Source organism: Pannonibacter anstelovis, assembly GCF_036881715.1.
Taxonomy (GTDB): domain Bacteria; phylum Pseudomonadota; class Alphaproteobacteria; order Rhizobiales; family Stappiaceae; genus Pannonibacter; species Pannonibacter anstelovis.
In genome coordinates this window covers 67,459-82,391 of sequence record NZ_JBAKBF010000016.1, presented here as the reverse complement: position 1 = coordinate 82,391, position 14,933 = coordinate 67,459, and the positions used below count along the sequence as shown (strand labels likewise).

The following is a 14,933-nucleotide window of genomic DNA, read 5'->3' as shown; positions in this document are numbered from 1 at the left end:
CCCTGTCGGGAAGTCTCGGGAACAGCGTCCCCGCCGCCAGCGACGTTGCCGCCGTCGATGAACAGGCTTATACGCAGACCCACCGGACCGGTCAATCGCTTTCGTGACGATTTTTTGCGAGGCGGATGAATTTTTGACGGCAGCATGTGGACAACCTCCACACACCCACCCCTCAACCCCGCAGAATTCTGCGGCTGCAAGGGGTATGACAGTTTTCAACAGGCTCCTTCAAAAAACTCTGCGGCCTGGCCCATCCGGACCGAACCTCCTGATCCTGCTGCATAAACCTTCTGTTAAGCCCTGCCCGGCGGGGCCGTTTCAACGGTTTCTGCTGACATCTGCAGCTTAAAAATGCAGTCTGCCTTTCCACCGGCCGGATGACGGCCCGCATCATGGGAAACACCAATGACACGACTGACAGAAGCGGCCAGCGGGGTCTATGTGATCGCCGCCACGCCGTTCACCGAGACGGGTGACATTGACTTCAACAGCTGCGACCGCATGGTCGATCATTATCTGGCTGCAGGCGCTACGGGCCTGACGGTTCTGGGCATCATGGGAGAAGCTCCCAAGCTGACCTCTGACGAGTCCGCGGCCATCGTGCGCCATATAATGAAGAGGGTGGATGGAAGGGTACCGATCGTGGTCGGCGCCTCCGCACCGGGCTTTGCGCAGATGCAGGACCTGACCGCCCGCGTGATGGATATGGGCGCGGCTGGTGTCATGGTTGCCCCTCCCGGCTCCCTGCGCACCGACGACCAGATCGTCACCTATTATATGCAGGTGGCCGAGTTCCTCGGAGAGACCCCCTTCGTGCTGCAGGATTTCCCGCTGGTCACGGGCGTGCAGATCTCCGTTCCGGCACTCGCCCGCATCTTCAATGCCCTGCCCACCGCCGTCTGCCTGAAGCACGAGGACTGGCCGGGGCTGGCCAAGATCACTGCTTTGCGGAAGGAAGGCACGCTGAACCGGCGCATCTCCATCCTATGCGGCAATGGCGGCGTCTTCCTGCCTGAGGAGATGGAACGGGGTGCCGATGGCGCCATGACCGGCTTTGCCTATCCTGAAATGATGGCGGGCGTCGTTGAAAACCACCGCAAGGGCGATATGGAGCGCGCGCGGGATCTGTTTGATGCCTATCTGCCACTCGCGCGGATGGAACAGCAGCCCGGCGCAGGTCTCGCAATCCGCAAATACATCATGTACCGGCGCGGCATTCTGGCAAGCCCTGCCCTGCGCAAACCCGGCGCGCCGCTCGATCCCCTGTCCCGTGCGGAAGTGGACCGGCTGATGGCCCGCCTTGAAAAGCGTCTTAAGGAGTTGAACTGATGGATCTTGGACTGAAGGGCAAGCGCGCCCTCGTATTGGGTGCAAGCCGCGGCCTTGGCCGGGCGATTGCCGAAGAACTCGCCCGGGAAGGCGCTCATGTGATCGCCGCAGCCCGCACCAGCGCGGCCATCGAAGCCTGGGCCGGTGAGATTGCAGGCGCGCAGGTCACACCGCTGAAGCTGGACCTCACCGATCTCTCCGCCATTGACGCAGCGCTGGACAAACTGCTGGCGGAAGGCGGGGTGGATATTCTCGTCAACAACATTGGCGGCCCTCCCCCCGGCCCGGCCCTGACCATGGACCGCAGCCTGTGGATCCAGCACTTCGAGGCGATGGCAGCGAACCTCTTCCATCTGTCGGGCCGGCTGGTGCCGCAGATGCAGAAGAAGGGCTGGGGCCGCGTCATCACCGTTGCCTCCTCCGGCGTGGAACAGCCGATTGCCAATCTGGCGCTTTCCAACGGCATCCGCGCTGCCGTCACCGGCTGGTCGAAGACGCTGGCCGCCGAAGTTGCCCGTGACGGGGTGACCGTCAACGTGGTGCTGCCGGGCCGTATTCTGACCACGCGGCTTGAGGAACTGGATGCAGCCGCAGCCAAGCGCACTGGCCAGCCCGTTGAAGAAGTGGCGCGCGCCTCGGCAGAAGCCATTCCGGTTGGCCGCTACGGCCGTCCGGACGAGTTTGCCGCCATGGTCGCCTTCCTTGCCTCGGAGCGGGCGTCCTATGTCACCGGCTCGCTGATCCGTGTGGATGGCGGAGCCACCCGCAGCCATTGAACAAAAAAGGCCGTGCAGACCCACCTCTGCACGGCCTTTCGCCTGACGGAGCCAAAGGCCTGATTTCAGCCGTTGCCGCCGTTCAGAATTTCCAGAAGGTGCTGGAACCGGAGCCCGGCCATGGAGACCCCGTCCAGCACCATGTCATCCAGCTCGTCCTCGGCCTGTCCGCTCCCGCCCTTGCCGCGCAGGGTCGTGGTGCGCAGACGGTCTGCCAGAAACACGGCCAGCGCCTTGTAGAAGCGGGCGGCGAAGGCCGCGTTTTCCTCCAGCCGCTGTTCGATGCGGCGCTTTTCCAGTGCCAGAACACGGGTATCGCGAGCGGCCACGACGGTGGCCGAGGGCGGCGCCTTGTCAACGAAGGACATTTCGCCAAGGATTTCGCCGCTCGACAGGCTGGCCACGGTGCCGACGCCGGTCACCTGTACATCCACCTGCCCATCCAGCACGATGAAGAGATCCGCCGTGGCGCGGCCCTCCTGAATGAGCACGGCACCCGCAGCCACCGTCCGGCGCGCGCCGGTCTGGGCCATCCAGGCGATGTCCGCGTCATCCAGCTGACCCAGTATGTAAAGAACCTTGCGCATGAAAATCCGTCCTCAGTTCAAACCAGCTGGCGGCGGGCATGCGCCGCAAAATGTCCGTCGAGTGCCATGAGTTCGCTGTAGCTGCCGGTCTCCACCACCCGCCCCTTGTCGAGCATGATGATGCGGTCGACGCTTTCGATGGTGCTGAGCCGGTGGGCGATGACGAGCCTTGTCACCGGCAGCCGCTGCAGGGTTTCGGTGACGATGGCCTGCGTGCGGTTGTCGAGGGCGCTTGTCGCCTCATCCAGGAACAGCACGGCCGGCTTGCTGATCAGCGCCCGGGCGAGAAGTATCCGCTGGCGCTGGCCACCCGACAGCGTGCCGCCGCCGTCCAGCATCACCGTATGCAGACCCATGGGCATCTGCTCGATGTCCTTGTCGAGGCCGACCATTTTCGCGGCCTCCAGCGAGGCATCCATGCCGAGGCCACTTTCACCGGCGATGTTGTCATGGATGCTGCCGGCCATGATGCGGCCATGCTGCAGCACCACGCCGATCTGGCGGCGCACCTGCGCAAGATCCAGCCGGCTGAGGGAATGGCCATCAAAGAAGATGTCCCCCAGCTCCGGCCGGTCGAAGCCGAGCAAGAGCCGCAGCAGCGTGGACTTGCCGGAGCCCGATGCCCCGACGATGGCAACAAACTCGCCCTTGCCGATGCGCACGCTCAGCTCGTTGAGGGCAAGCGGGGCTTTTTCCGAATAGCGGAAGGAGACATTGCGGATATCGATAGCGCCGGACAGCTTCACCGGGCGGCTTTCCGGCGGCGGTGCATCCGGCACGGCCTCGATGATCGGCCCGGCGCGCTCGATCAGCGGAACGGCGGACAACGACTGGATCAGCGCGCCGGCCAGCGCCGAAATGCCGCCCAGAACCTGGGCAAAGGCCGTCGAGACGGTGATGAAGTCGGCCAGCGAGAAGCCTTTCCCCGCATCCCCGCCGCTGGCAGCCTTTTCCATGTCCGCCTTCAGGAAATAGAGGATCATGGCATAGAGCACGATGGTGGCGAGTTGCGGCAGCAGCGCATCAGACGCGCCTTGCAGATTGGCCCAGCGCCCGGCCTTTACGGCGTGACGCGTGTTCTGCGAAAAAAGACCTGACCAGCGGCCAAAGCCCATTGCCTCGCTGGCGGAGGCCTTGAGCTTGGTGATGCCCATCAGCATCTGCACCACGAAACTCTCGATCCGGCCCTTCAGCGCCATGCGCTTGCGCTCGTGAATGAGCGCCTGATAGCTGATGGCCACGTTGATCAGGCCAATGAGCACGGCCAGAAGGAGCACAATAAGCGCCAGCCTTTTGTCCACCGTGAGGATCGGCACCAGGCTGATGATGGAAAACACGCTGCTCGCCGCCGCGCTCGTAAAGCTGGAGGTGATCACCTCGCGCGCGGCCTGAATGCCGAGCACACGATCGGAAATGTCACCCACTGCATAGCGGCGGAAGAAGGCAGGCGGCAGGCGCAAAAGGCGTAACAACATGGCCGGTTGCAGCCGGCTTTCAAAGCCCAGCTCCGAGCGCAGCATGGTCAGCCCCTTGCCCGCATCAAACACTGCCCGGGCCAGTGCTGCCGCCAGCAATCCGCCGATGATCACACCGGTGAGGTTGAGATTGGCGTAGGGAATAGCATCGCTGACGAGGAAGCGGGAGCCATAGGGCACCAGTGTTGCCAGAATGGCGGCGGCCAGCATCAGCAAGACCAGCCGCCACCTGTCTGCCGCAAGGCCCGCAAAGCCGAAAGAAAACAGGTCCCGGAAGCGCAGTGAGCTGGCGGGCAGCGCGGGATAGATCTGCACTGCATCGGCCGCGAGACCAGCGGTGCCGCTGCCTTCCGTTCCATCGCTGGCAATCGGCGTCACGCGCGAGCCATCATGCACGTGCCAGCGCCCCTTGCGGAACAGCAGGGCCACGGGGCGGCGCTCTTCGCCCATGAAGCCGATCAGCGGCAGGCCAGGCAGCAGCGTCCAGCCGGGACGCAGCAGCACGGTGCGCCGGGTCATCTGGTGGCGCGACACGATGATGTCGAGGCGGTTGCGTCCCTCTTCCAGCCCGCCCGGCGTCTCGAAGGCCTCCAGCTTCGGCGCAACCTTCAGGGCACCAAAGATGCGCAACAGGCTGGAGCGCAGCGGATCAGGGTCATCGGCGGCAGCCGGGGTAACGGCCGCTTCGATTGTATGTCCGGCGGCGGCAGAGGCGAGTTCCGATAGGGCCTGCGTCTTGCGCGCCTCACCCAGCTTGCGCCTTTCGCTGCGCCAGTCATGCTGGCTGCGCAAGGCTTCGCGCTCTGCAAGGCTGTTGGCCAGTGCGAGCAGCAGCACGGCATCGCTGGGTTCACTGCCTTCCGCAGCATCTTCGGGCACCGGAAGCAGGTCCGCAGCCTGGGCCAGCATGTCCTGCCAGCGCTGCACGGCCTCTGCGGCCACCGGCCCGCCGGAGGCGCAACGGCGCAAGGCACTGTCCGCACCGCCAACGCCAACAAGGGTGAGGCTTCGGCCATCGTCCAGCGCGGCTGCCGCAATGCCGCGTGCAAGCCCCCCTTGTTCCAGCCGGAAAAGGAACAGCCGGCGGCCTTCCAGCGGCGCGCCGAAGACGGCGAACACGTCGAGATAGCCGCGCTCGATGATGAGCCACTGCGCCGGGTCATCGAGCACATGCGGATGGGCGCTGCCGGAGGGCAGGTAAGCACCAGAAGCCAGAGCGGGATGGGAGCCTTGTGTCATGTCCGCCTCACTGCGCCCCCGTCTGGATAAGATCCGCATAAGCACCATTGGCGGCCATCAGGCTGTCATGGGTGCCGCGCTCGACGATTTCGCCCCGCTCCATCACGATGATCTCCGAGCAGTCGCGCACGGTGCTGAGCCGGTGGGCGATGATGATGCAGGTGCAGCCACGGCGGCGCAGGTTGTCATCGATGGCCTTTTCCGTCTGCGGGTCGAGCGCAGCCGTCGCTTCATCCAGCACCAGAATGGCCGGGTCGCCGACAAGGGCACGTGCGAGTTCCAGCCGCTGGCGCTGGCCGCCGGAGAAGTTGCGCCCGCCTTCCTCCACATGAGCGTCGAGTTCGCCGGGGCGCGACACGATGTCATCAAGGATCGCAGCATCCTCCAGCGCCCGGGTGATGGCATCATCGGGCACATCCGGATTCCAGAGCGTCAGGTTCTCGCGGACCGTGCCTTCAAAGAGGAAGATGTCCTGATCCACATAGGCGATGTTGGCTGCACGCTGGAACTGGTCCATTTGGGAAAGCGGCACGCCGTCGAGGCGGATTTCCCCCTCCCAGGGCGCCACGAGCCCGCAGATCAGCCGCCCCAGCGTGGACTTGCCACAGCCAGACCGGCCGACAAGGGCGATGCGCTCCCCCGGACGGGCGGACAGGGAAATGCGCTCGAACAGCGGCTCATCAAGCGGATTGTAGCCATACCGGATGGCGTCCACCTCCAGGGCACCGCTCATCAGCCGCGAGGCGCCACCGGCCGGGCTTTGCGTCAGCGGATCTGGCTGGTTGCGCATGGCATCATCGACGCGGTTGAGATCGGCGCGGATATTGGCAAGTTTCGGCGACAGGGCAACGAGGCTGACAAGCGGCGCGGAGAAGCTGGCGGCCAGAAGCTGGAAGGCGACGAGATCCCCTAGGGTCATCGCCCCCTGCATCACCCGGAAGGCGCCTGCGCCCAGAATGGCCACATCCACCAGACCGGTGAGCAGCGCCGGGGCCAGCGAGGTGATCAGGGCGCGCGAGCCGGATTCCTGAACCGCATTGAGCAGCCTTGCATGAATGCCGGCCCAGCGCCCGAAGGAGGAGGTTTCAAGGCCCGAAGCCTTGATGGTCTCAATGTTGTAGATGAGGCCGACCGTGGTGCCGCCCAGCTTGCCATGTTCCACTGCGAGGCGGATGGAGGATTGCTTCAGCCGCTCCTGCACGATGCGGAGCACCACGAGGTTCGGCAGGCTGAGGGCGATGGTCAGCGCACCGAGCACTGGATCATAGCCGACCAGTACCACGGCAAAGAAGGCCAGAGTGCCCCAGTTCAGCACCGCATTGGCCATATCGGCGGAAATGACCTCCGCCACCCGTTCGCTTGCCTCGACGCGGGACGCAATCTCACCGGCGCTGCGCTGGGAGAAGAAAGACATGGGCAGATGCAGCACCCGCCAGACGAATGCGCCCGCGCCGGAAATCGTCAGCTTGGTGCGCAATCTCAGGATCAGCGAGGACCTGAGCCATGTGAGACCGGTCTTGATCAGGGCCGTCAGGCCGAGTGCGATCAGCAGCGGGCGGGTCAGATGCTCCTGCTGCTGCATCAGGATTCCGTCGACGAAAATCTTGGCGAAGACCGGCAGCACCACACCGGGAATGACGAGCGCAAGACTCAACAGGCCGATCAGCCACAGAGCCCCGTGGGAAGACGAGACACGGGCCCGGAAGGCCGAGAGCAGCCCCTCGGGTTTGGGCGTCTTGCGGAAGGCGTCTGTCGTCTCGAAGGTAAGAACCACACCAGTAAAGGCTTCGCTCAGCTCTTCACGGGTGATTACACGCGGCCCCAGCGCCGGATCGTTGATATAGGCATGGGTCTCCGTCATGCCCTCGAAAACCACATAGTGGTTGAAGTTCCAGTGCAGGATGGCGGGCCAGGGCAGATCGGTCAGCGACTCAGGTTCCTTACGGAAGCCCTTGGCGGTGAAGCCATATTGCCGGGCTGCCTTCAGCAGGCTGCTGGCCTTGGAGCCGTCGCGTGAAACGCCGCAGGCAACGCGCAGCTGTTCCAGCGGAATCCAGGCGCCGTGATGGGCGAGGATCATGGCAAGGCTGGCCGCACCGCATTCCACCGCCTCCATCTGCAGGATGGACGGCGTTGCCTTGCGGCGGCGCTTTGCGGGTTTGGGGGGCGTATCCGTGCTCATGCGGCCGCTCACCCTGCCAGCCCCGAGACCTTGCGCAGCCAGGGAATGACGTAGCTGATCGGACGCCGCCAGGCGACAGTCACTTCCGCTTCGGCCAGCGAGCCGCTGCTGAACTGCTGCTCAGGCCCCGAACCGCCGCTCCAGGCAAAGCCGCTCGGCGTGTTGGCGTCCGGCGTCAGCAGCACGCGCGCGGCAAAGGGCGCGCCCTTGGATGAAAAGCTCTGCACCAGCTGGTCATTGCGCAGGATGGCCTGCATCGCCTGGGCCGTGGTGGGGAAGTCGGAAACCGCCGCCACCGTCCCTTCCATCATGCCATACTCCTCACGCCGCACCGTGGATGGGGCGATCTGCACGGGCATTCCAGAGACCACGCGCTTGCCATCATTGGGCGGCAGGTAAAGCAGAAGCTCCAGCCCCGCCGTGCCGCTCTCGATGCTCAGAAGCGCCTGTCCCGGCGCAATTCGGGTGCCGGGCACGGCCTTCCACTCCACCACGCGGCCATTTGCCGGGCTGGTAATGGTTTCCTGCTGGCGCAGCTGGATTTCCAGTTCGGCCTTCTGCCGTTCTGCGTCCGCCAGCCGTTCCTCGGAAGACCGGATGTCCCGGTCGTTGGAATTGCGCTGCACGATGGCGTCGCTTTCCACCTGCGAGATCTGGCTGCGGGCCTCAAGTTCGCTCTGCCGCGCCTCAGCCAGCGCCCTGCGGGTTTCCAGGAGCTGCTGCCAGGTGATGAGGCGGCGGTCGAACAGCGCCGTATCGCGCTTCTCCTGCTCGTCCAGCACCCGCACCCGCTCCTGTGCATCGCTGACACGCATGGTCAAGGCGTTGACGCGGGCTGCCTGCGTTTCATCGGCAGCGCGGGTGCGCTCTGCCACCTGGCCTTTCAATTCCTCCAGAAGCGCCCGGCGCTCCGCGATTACAGCGTTGATGTTCTCGAGCTGCTGGCGCAGGGCGGGCTGGATGACCCGTGCCACCACCTGCCCCTGCTGCACCGTGCCACCAACCTCCACCAGAATATCCGTCAGCGTGCCGTCTCCGGTCGCCACCGCATCAACAACACGTCCGCCCGTAGTGATCAGGATGCCAGACCCTTTCACCCGCTCCGGCACCCGGCCAAGAATTGACCAGCCGATCGCCAGAGCGATGAGGGCAAACAGTGTCAGCATGGCCAGAAGGTCACGCGGGCGCGTCAGGGAGATCAGCTGGTCCAGCTGCTCGGGAGAGGAAAGCCGGTCCAGCGCCGCTTGCCGGAACAGGCGGCTTGCCTGATTGGACGCGCCATCCTGCGGCGCCGGGCTCGGTTGCGATGACATGGCCCCTGCCTTCTCTTACTGCGCCGCAGCCGCACTTGCGGCGGCTACGGTCTTCATTCCGCTTTCGGACGGCGTTTCCTTCGGCTGCATCAGCAGCCTTGCATCTTCCGGCGACCATCCCCCGCCCAGCGCCCGGTAAAGCGCGATCGCTGCCTGGAACCGCGCAAGGCGCAACTGCTCCAGACTGTCGGAGGCTGAGAAATACTCCCGCTGGGTGTTCAGCACCGTCGTCATGTCCACCTGCCCGGCCTCCAGCTGCTCCTGTGTCAGCTCATAGGCCCGGCGCGCCGCATCAACGGCCTTCCCGGCAATCGCCAGTTCTTCCCCGCTCGTGTTCAGCGCCACCAGCGCCTTCTCCACATCGGACAGGGACGAAAGAACCGCCTGCTCATAGATGGCGATCAGCTCTTCACGCCGTGCTTCAGCCCCCTTCATCTGAGCCGCCAGCCGGGGCGCATCGAAGAGGGGCTGAGCCAGCTGGCTGGTGAAGTTCGCAACACTGGAAGCCGGTGAGATCAGCGTGCTCGTGGTCAGGCTTTCAAAGCCGCGCTGGAGCGAGAAACTCAGGCTCGGCAGCATCGCCGCCCGCGCAGCGCCCACATCCTGAGAGGCGGCCAGAATCTGCGCTTCCGCCTGACGCACATCCGGACGGCGGCTCAGCACATCCGAGGGCAGACCGGCGGTCAGCGGCGGCAGCTTCAGGCGTTTGAGACCGCCCTTGCCGAGATTGACGTCTCCCGGGCGGGCGCCAACAAGCAATGCAAGCGACAGCTCCGCCTGAGATAGAGAGCGGCGCAGGCTAACGATCGCGGCCTCCTGCTGACGCACCACAGTCTCCTGCTGGGCCAGCGTCACCTGTGTGGCCGAGCCCGCCTCAACCCGCTCATGGATGCTGTCCATCACCTTGCGGGCAAGAGTAAGGTTCTGCCGCGCAATCGCCAGCCGGTCACGCAGGGACAACACGGTCACATAAGTCTGCGCCGTTTCCGCCGTCACAGCCAGACGTGTTGCGGCAAGTGCAAAGACACCTGCTTCTTCACGCCGGGCAGCCGCCGAGTAGAGGGCGGCATTCTTGCCCCAGAAATCCAGCTCCCAGGAGGCGGACAGGCCCGCACGCCGAAGCTGCTGCTGCGGCAGGCGCCCGCTTTCCAGCCCCGCCACGGTGGCCGAGGGCCGGAATGTGGTGCTCGTCCCGCTCAGCGCACCTGACGGCAAAAGCCCCGTTCCGGCCTGCAACGCACCCCATTCCGCCTGACGGACGCGGGCAATCGCGGCGGCGATATCCTTGCTCCCCTCCTCCGCCCGGGAGACGAGCGCGGTAAGCTCCGGCGAGCCAAAGGCGGCCCAGAATGCGGGTGCAGCGGCCGGCGCACGCATCAGCGCCTGACTGCGCGGGTCCTGATGGATGTAAGCGGAAGGCATCACCGGGGAGAAGTCATCGGCCGGAACGAGCGGATTGCCCAGCAGCGCGCACCCGGACAGCAGCAAAGCCAGAAGCCCAACGGCCCCGGCGCGCCGCGCCACGGCAAGCGGGAGCGAAATCCCGTCACGCATTACTCCAAGCCGCCCGACACGCCACATACCAGCCCCACAGTCCCCAAACACGTAACACCCGGCGGCAGAGCAACACCAAAAGCACCCAAAAAACGCCAGCCGCATCCAGCACTAACGACGAGGCACTGGCAATCCCGGCGAAGTTCAATACACACCAAAAATCAAGCAAGGAAACTATTGAAAGCAACAAAATATCATCTAACCATTAAGCAAAAACAAATAAAAAATACTATAGAGCTAAAGTATTCAATTGAAAAAAGAAAATGCATACACGCAAAGAATGACAGATTAGCCGAACATCAACAGCCGTTGATATTCCTCTACTACAGCACATCAAATTACATGGTATCAATATCGGACAGAGTACGTGCGGTCGTAGAAGCTTTTGCCCAGCGCAAGACGCTTCTCAGCGGAAGCCGGTCTGGAGATCATTTGATGAATGCAGCCCTCCCTCTCAAGCACCCTGTTCCGGGCACGCTCCGTGCTGCGGCTGGATGCCCGTGGGAGGGTGCAGAGCGCCAGAACACTGCCGCCTTTGAGATCCTCAATGCCGGACAACAGGCCATCACGCCACCCGTCCGCGACGCCGTTGTGCAGAACCTCGTGTCCCTTTTTCGCGGTGACTATCTGCTGGCACGTCTGATGCTGGAAGAAGGCCGCTTCATGGTGTTTCAGGCGATCCTGTGCCTGAGCGCCGCCCAGAACCCGGAAGACCGGGACAGCTGGCTGACACTCGGGCGACTTCAGGCGCGCCTTTCCTCCTCGGGCCTGACCAGCCGCAACCGGATCGAAGCGCTGGTAGCCATCTTCGAGCGCTACGGCTTCATTGAGCGGCGCAAGGCAGAAGAGGATCTGCGGATCAGTATCCTGATCCCCACCGCCCGCATGTGGTCTGCCGATGCGCTTTTCACTGAAATGCACCTGTCTCCCCTTTGCCAGCGGCCGGATCTGGGGGATCAATCGGCAAGCGCGAGCCAGCTTCTGGCGCGTCTCAGCCATGGTGGCGAGGCAAATGGCGGCCAGCATCCGCATGCAGACCCGATGGCACCGGCCTGGTCAGAGCGCAGCATTGCCCCGGCAACGGCAGGCCACCGCAACTGGCGCCGGAGCTTTGCCCCCCTGCTGCAGGACTATTTCGGCATGCGGATGCAGCATCGCTCCATTTCGGCTCTGGCGGAGCGGGACGGCGGCTATCTCACATTCCTGATGCTGCTTCACGAGGCATCCAGGACCGGCAGCAGCCGTATCCAGATGGGCTATGAAGCCATCTCCGAACATGCAGGCATTTCCAGAACCCACGCCCGCCTGCTGATGGAGCAAGCCGAAACGCTGGGCCTTGTTCAGCTCCACGCACGCGGCGGCCGCGATATCGAAGTCCTGCAGAATGCATGGGATGCGATGGACAGCTGGATGACAGGCAACTTCGCTTACCTGCTCGCAACTGACTGATCCGTGAAATGCAAAAGGCGCCTGCCTGCCGGCCGGCGCCTCCTGTTCTGCAGTCCCTCAGGAGCGCACGGACTGAAAGCGGATGAAAGAGTTCAGCACTTCCAGCAAAGTCTTGAGATTGTCGGAAACACCCGCCCCGGCCGAAACCCTTGCCAGCTGATCATCGGTAAGCGCCCCGTCATCCGCGGCAGGCGGAAGGACGAGGACAGCTTCTCCGGCCTTCTCCTCGATCACCCGGATCGAAAGCCCGCTGAACCCGTCCACACCCAGCAGCTTGCCGAGTGCGGCAGCCGGATCGGCGGCCAGAGACTGGCGGAAAGACGCATCCTCATCAGCCTTGGCCACCGCAATGGCCTGCAGCCGGGTCTTCACCTCGGAAATCTGATCCAGAACCTGCATGGTAATCACTCCCTGCCGCGAACTCCGGAAAACCACCCGTCAATTGCTGGAAGCAGGACGGGTCTTGACGATGGTCCCACGGAAGCCTGCACGCGGGTCCGGGCAGGGGTTGCCATCGCCGCCGCCAGCTGCGTAGTCCAGCATTTCATCTGGAAGCTCGTCCTGTGCGATGGCACGCGGCAGCACCAGAACCACCTCGCCAGGCACCTCTTCCAGCACACGGATCTTGAAACCGGGGATCGGATCGACGCCGATCAGCTGCTTCAGTGCCGCGCGCGGGTCCTGAAGCAGCAGCTTGCGGAAAGCCTCATCAGACTGCGCCCTCTCGATCAGCGCGCGCTCGATGTGCTGACGGGCCTGCGTCATGGGATCCGGAACGTGGGACATCTTCTCTCCGCCTCTGTCTTGGAAAACAACCAGGGGCCAGCCGGTCCGGCAGGCCAAGCAAGTCGTCCTGCGCACCGGGCAAGCATTTGTCAGATCTTACCCAGGCTGCAGAAATCATCTGCCTCCGTTATAGGCCCGGTGAACCGGGCGCAGACGGATTGGACCTCAAAAGTGCCAAAACAAACCGCCGCACCTGCGGTAGTAAGAAGGCAGGAAAACCGGGCTGCCGAGAGGTAGCCTGTCTATGGCAGCGGGCCCAAATGGACACCATGACAGCACAGGATCCGGACACAGAAGTACCGCAGATCCGGGAAACCAGACCCGAAGAAGCACCGGCCCTCGCCGCGCTGACGGCAGGCGCGCTGCAATGGATGCTGACCGCCCCCACGCAGGACATGCGTGTGCTGCGCCTTGCCGCCTTCATCGGTGATGAGCCTGCCGGACTGGTCCTCTCCTGTGCAGGCGAGGACGGTCTGCAGGAGCTCTCCTCGATTATGGTTGCGCCTCAATGGCGTGGACGGGGCATAGCCATGATGCTGCTCGCCCAGCTGTGCCAGACCCTGCGCGAAGGCGGACGGCGCGGCATCTATGCCCGCTGGTCCAGCCGCCTGCCGCGCGCGGCCGAATTTGCCCGGCTGCTTGCCTCCTCCGGATGGGGCCAGCCCGAGGTCTCACGCCGCCGCATGTCCTGGCGCGCCGGGGACTGGCCAAAAGGTTTTCCCTTGCGCGACCGCATATTCACGCGGCTGGAGGCAAAGGGGCTGCGCTGCGTCAGCTTTAACAGTCTGGATGATACCGGACGCCAGCAGCTTGTGCAGGCAGGGCAGGATTTGATTGCGCAAGGACGTGCACCGGAATGGTCCAATCCCGCATACTGGGCACAAGGCGAAGGGGCCGGTCTCAGTCAGATCCTCTTCGATGAGACCGGCGCGGTTCAGGGCTGGCTGGTCTGCATCCAGCAGGCAGCGTTCCAGCGCTGGTACATCCCCCAGGGCTGGGTCGTGCGCGAGCGCATCCCGCAGAGCTGGCTTCTGGGTGCCATTGCCCGGCTGCTGCAGGTCTTGGAGGAAGAGGCCGGGCCCGAGGCCATCCTCATCTGCCAGCCCCCCGCCGATGTGCCCGGCGGCATGGAGCAGATGCTCTACAAGCACTTCGGCAGCCACGCAGTTTCGACCGATTACCTCTTCGAAAGCGAGTGCATATTCAGCGCAGACTGAATGCTCCCGAACCCGTACAACATCACTGCGAGCATATGCATGTCCCCGACCCCAGCCAGGCCACCATCAATGCACCTGACGGAGCCCATAGAGATCAGACCTTGCAGGCCTGACGATCTGCCCCGCTTCGCGCCGCTGACAGCACAAGGCCTTGCCGCAACGCTGCGCGAGGGGCTGACCGGCGCGGAGCAGGACCGTTTCTGCCATCTCGGTCTGTGGCTCGGCGACATTCCCGCAGGACTGCTTCTGTCCCGGCGCAGCAGCATTGTGCCCGGCGAGCAGGAGCTCCTCTCCGTGATGGTGCTGCCGCTTCTGCGCCGCCAGCATCTGGCGCTCCGCCTGCTGGAAGCCTTTGCCGCAAGAATGAAGGCGGAAGGGCGCACCCGGCTCGCCACCCAATGGTCCGAACGTCTGCCGCAGGGCGACGCCTTCGCAGGTCTGCTGACTGCCTCGGGCTGGCGGCCTGCGGCCAAGGCACGGCTGCGCATGGCCTTTCATGTGGGGGAGCGGCATGACGCCCTGCCGCAGCACGAAATGCTGATGCGCCAACTGGAGCGCCGCGGCCTCATTTTCAAATCCCTGGCCAGTCTGGATGCCCGCGAAGAGGAAGGTCTTTCCAGCGCCACGGCCCGGCTCACTGCTTGCAATGCCCTGCCCGTCTGGGCGGATCCCCGGCAGTGGCAGGACGGGCTCGACCGGGAGGTTTCGCAGGCGCTGTTCAATGCTGCCGGGGAGTCCCTGGGCTGGCTTCTGGCTCAGCATCACGCCACTCTCGGGCACTGGACATTGCCCTGCGGCTGGCTTTCACCCTCTGTGCACTGGCATGGCGCACTGATTGCCGGGATGGGAGAGCTCCTGACCCGGCTTGAAGAGATCCGTGGCCCCCTGTCAAGCCTCGTCCTGCAGCCCACCACAACGGAAGGCGCCAAAGTCTGCCGCCTGCTCGACAGCCGCTTCCGGCCCTACGCCATGTGGGCTGATAGCATTCTGGAGAGCCACAAGGCTCTCGGCTGATCTGGACTGTTC

12 protein-coding genes are annotated in these 14,933 nt (G+C 64.2%); 5 read left to right on the top strand and 7 right to left on the bottom strand.

Going from position 1 to position 14,933, the window contains the following annotated elements; translation table 11 throughout:
- The first annotated feature begins 405 nt into the window (after positions 1-405).
- Together V6L75_RS19500 and V6L75_RS19495 are read left to right on the top strand one after the other, a co-directional pair.
- On the top strand, positions 406-1,329 hold the full coding sequence (locus V6L75_RS19500) for a dihydrodipicolinate synthase family protein (RefSeq protein ID WP_334253146.1): 924 nt from the start codon (positions 406-408) through the stop codon (positions 1,327-1,329).
- A complete protein-coding gene (locus V6L75_RS19495) occupies positions 1,329-2,105 on the top strand; it encodes an SDR family oxidoreductase (protein ID WP_334253145.1) in 777 nt (258 codons plus the stop codon). The genes V6L75_RS19500 and V6L75_RS19495 overlap by 1 nt, the downstream gene beginning before the upstream one ends.
- Positions 2,106-2,170: 65 nt before the next feature.
- Here the strand turns inward: V6L75_RS19495 and V6L75_RS19490 are convergent, their stop codons facing one another.
- The 5 genes from V6L75_RS19490 to V6L75_RS19470 are packed head-to-tail and all read right to left on the bottom strand — an operon-like array spanning position 2,171 to position 10,455.
- Positions 2,171-2,692, bottom strand: a complete 522-nt coding sequence (locus tag V6L75_RS19490; protein WP_334253144.1) for a cyclic nucleotide-binding domain-containing protein — start codon at positions 2,690-2,692, stop codon at positions 2,171-2,173.
- Between the two features lie 17 nt (positions 2,693-2,709).
- Positions 2,710-5,406: an ATP-binding cassette domain-containing protein gene (locus tag V6L75_RS19485; RefSeq protein WP_334253143.1), complete on the bottom strand. Its 2,697-nt coding sequence runs from the start codon at positions 5,404-5,406 to the stop codon at positions 2,710-2,712.
- A 7-nt stretch (positions 5,407-5,413) separates the two neighbouring features.
- Positions 5,414-7,588: an NHLP family bacteriocin export ABC transporter peptidase/permease/ATPase subunit gene (locus tag V6L75_RS19480; protein ID WP_334253142.1), complete on the bottom strand. Its 2,175-nt coding sequence runs from the start codon at positions 7,586-7,588 to the stop codon at positions 5,414-5,416.
- Between the two features lie 8 nt (positions 7,589-7,596).
- Positions 7,597-8,901, bottom strand: coding sequence for an NHLP bacteriocin system secretion protein (locus tag V6L75_RS19475; protein ID WP_334253141.1), 1,305 nt, complete (start codon positions 8,899-8,901; stop codon positions 7,597-7,599).
- 15 nt (positions 8,902-8,916) lie between these two features.
- A complete protein-coding gene (locus V6L75_RS19470; protein ID WP_334253140.1) occupies positions 8,917-10,455 on the bottom strand; it encodes an efflux transporter outer membrane subunit in 1,539 nt (512 codons plus the stop codon).
- Between the two features lie 435 nt (positions 10,456-10,890).
- Here V6L75_RS19470 and V6L75_RS19465 point away from each other — a divergent pair, with 435 nt between their 5' ends.
- Entirely contained in the window at positions 10,891-11,904 is a 1,014-nt protein-coding gene (locus V6L75_RS19465; protein WP_334253139.1) for a hypothetical protein, read from the top strand.
- Between the two features lie 57 nt (positions 11,905-11,961).
- Here the strand turns inward: V6L75_RS19465 and V6L75_RS19460 are convergent, their stop codons facing one another.
- Both V6L75_RS19460 and V6L75_RS19455 read right to left on the bottom strand, forming a co-directional pair.
- Positions 11,962-12,303: an NHLP leader peptide family natural product precursor gene (locus V6L75_RS19460; RefSeq protein WP_334253138.1), complete on the bottom strand. Its 342-nt coding sequence runs from the start codon at positions 12,301-12,303 to the stop codon at positions 11,962-11,964.
- Between the two features lie 39 nt (positions 12,304-12,342).
- Positions 12,343-12,690 carry an NHLP leader peptide family RiPP precursor gene (locus V6L75_RS19455; protein WP_334253137.1) on the bottom strand — a complete coding sequence of 116 codons (348 nt, stop codon included), beginning with the start codon at positions 12,688-12,690 and terminating at the stop codon, positions 12,343-12,345.
- 260 nt (positions 12,691-12,950) lie between these two features.
- Here V6L75_RS19455 and V6L75_RS19450 point away from each other — a divergent pair, with 260 nt between their 5' ends.
- Positions 12,951-13,907, top strand: coding sequence for a GNAT family N-acetyltransferase (locus V6L75_RS19450; protein WP_334253136.1), 957 nt, complete (start codon positions 12,951-12,953; stop codon positions 13,905-13,907).
- A 69-nt stretch (positions 13,908-13,976) separates the two neighbouring features.
- Positions 13,977-14,921: a GNAT family N-acetyltransferase gene (locus V6L75_RS19445; RefSeq protein WP_334253135.1), complete on the top strand. Its 945-nt coding sequence runs from the start codon at positions 13,977-13,979 to the stop codon at positions 14,919-14,921.
- Positions 14,922-14,933 lie beyond the last annotated feature (12 nt).

Bases quoted from the DNA above. Each gene is read 5' to 3' on its own strand.
- V6L75_RS19500 (WP_334253146.1), top strand. From the start codon at position 406: ATGACACGACTGACAGAAGCGGCCAGCGGGGTCTATGTGATCGCCGCC.
- V6L75_RS19495 (WP_334253145.1), top strand. From the start codon at position 1,329: ATGGATCTTGGACTGAAGGGCAAGCGCGCCCTCGTATTGGGTGCAAGC.
- V6L75_RS19490 (WP_334253144.1), bottom strand. From the start codon at position 2,692: ATGCGCAAGGTTCTTTACATACTGGGTCAGCTGGATGACGCGGACATC.
- V6L75_RS19485 (WP_334253143.1), bottom strand. From the start codon at position 5,406: ATGACACAAGGCTCCCATCCCGCTCTGGCTTCTGGTGCTTACCTGCCC.
- V6L75_RS19480 (WP_334253142.1), bottom strand. From the start codon at position 7,588: ATGAGCACGGATACGCCCCCCAAACCCGCAAAGCGCCGCCGCAAGGCA.
- V6L75_RS19475 (WP_334253141.1), bottom strand. From the start codon at position 8,901: ATGTCATCGCAACCGAGCCCGGCGCCGCAGGATGGCGCGTCCAATCAG.
- V6L75_RS19470 (WP_334253140.1), bottom strand. From the start codon at position 10,455: ATGCGTGACGGGATTTCGCTCCCGCTTGCCGTGGCGCGGCGCGCCGGG.
- V6L75_RS19465 (WP_334253139.1), top strand. From the start codon at position 10,891: ATGAATGCAGCCCTCCCTCTCAAGCACCCTGTTCCGGGCACGCTCCGT.
- V6L75_RS19460 (WP_334253138.1), bottom strand. From the start codon at position 12,303: ATGCAGGTTCTGGATCAGATTTCCGAGGTGAAGACCCGGCTGCAGGCC.
- V6L75_RS19455 (WP_334253137.1), bottom strand. From the start codon at position 12,690: ATGTCCCACGTTCCGGATCCCATGACGCAGGCCCGTCAGCACATCGAG.
- V6L75_RS19450 (WP_334253136.1), top strand. From the start codon at position 12,951: ATGGACACCATGACAGCACAGGATCCGGACACAGAAGTACCGCAGATC.
- V6L75_RS19445 (WP_334253135.1), top strand. From the start codon at position 13,977: ATGCACCTGACGGAGCCCATAGAGATCAGACCTTGCAGGCCTGACGAT.